This window comes from Curtobacterium sp. B8 (genome assembly GCF_000333315.1).
Lineage (GTDB): Bacteria > Actinomycetota > Actinomycetes > Actinomycetales > Microbacteriaceae > Curtobacterium > Curtobacterium luteum.
Window position 1 is genome coordinate 1 of the sequence record NZ_BACW01000162.1, and the last position, 1,206, is coordinate 1,206.

Here is a 1,206-nt window from a genome sequence, read left to right on the forward strand (position 1 = left end):
CATTCCAGGCAGCCCGCGCCGCCGAGCAGTACGCGGCTGCCGCGATGGACGCAGCCGGCAACGACATGGGCGGCTGCCCGGGCGCAGGCGGCGGGGCGGGGGGCGGCGCCCAGCTCGGCGGGCTCGTCACCGGGCTCGTGCTCGGCGGACTCCTCGGCGGGCGCGGCGGCAGCTTCGGCGGCGGGTCCTTCGGCGGTGGCGGCTTCGGGGGCGGGAGCTTCGGAGGCGGGGGCGGCGGGGACGGCGGCGGAGGCGGCGGTTTCTCCGGCGGCGGACGCTTCTGACCACCCGGACACCGCGCTCCTCGCCCGCACGACCACACACCACGAACCGGTTCTTCTCCAGAAAGGGAACAGCAATGGCCAAGCAGACGATCCTCGGTCGCATCTCCTCGCTCATCCGGGCGAACGTGAACCAGATCATCGACAACGCCGAGGACCCGCAGCTGATGCTCGACCAGCTCGTGCGGGACTACTCGAACAACATCGCCGACGCGAAGACCGCGATCGCCCAGACCATCGGCAACCTCCGCCTGCTCGAGCAGGACCACGAGGAGGACAAGAAGGCCGCCGTCGAGTGGGGCCAGAAGGCCGCCAACGCCTCGGCCGCCGCCGACAAGTACCGTGCCGAGGGCAAGACCGCCGACGCGGACAAGTTCGACAACCTCGCCAAGATCGCCATCGGCAAGCAGATCGCCGCCGAGCAGGAGGTCAAGGACAACGAGGGGCCGCTCGCCACGCAGAACGAGCAGGTCGAGAAGCTCAAGGCCGGCCTCGCGGGCATGGAGCAGAAGCTCGAGGAGCTCAAGTCCAAGCGGGACTCGCTCGTCGCCCGGCAGAAGACCGCCGAGGCGCAGTCGAAGGTCAACGACGCCATCGGCAACATCGACATCACCGACCCGACCAGCGACCTCAACCGCTTCGAGGAGAAGGTCCGCCGCGAGGAGGCCAAGGTCCTCGGCCAGCAGGAACTCCAGTCGTCGAGCCTCGACGCGCAGTTCGAGAGCCTCGAGGACGTCGGTAAGGACGCCGAGGTCGAAGCCCGGCTCGCCGCGCTCAAGAACGGCGGTTCGCCGACGATCTGACGCGTGTCCGGGGCGCCGGTCCAGCCGTCGCCCAGCACGCACTCCGGACGACGCCGGACCCTGCTGACAGACTGTGACGATGCACTTCATCGTGGCCGGTCAGTGGCAAGGTTCGGCGTCGT

2 protein-coding genes are annotated in these 1,206 nt (G+C 69.8%); both read left to right on the forward strand.

The window, feature by feature from the left end; genetic code table 11:
* Nucleotides 1–284, forward strand: a 284-nt coding sequence (locus I59_RS22590) for a hypothetical protein (protein WP_022902777.1), incomplete at its 5' end; no start/stop codon positions are given.
* A gap of 74 nt (nt 285–358) precedes the next feature.
* A complete protein-coding gene (locus I59_RS04065; RefSeq protein ID WP_022902778.1) occupies nt 359–1,084 on the forward strand; it encodes a PspA/IM30 family protein in 726 nt (241 codons plus the stop codon).
* Nucleotides 1,085–1,206 lie beyond the last annotated feature (122 nt).

What these genes read in the sequence shown, in the direction of transcription:
- I59_RS04065 (WP_022902778.1), top strand. Translation starts at nt 359, where the DNA reads ATGGCCAAGCAGACGATCCTCGGTCGCATCTCCTCGCTCATCCGGGCG.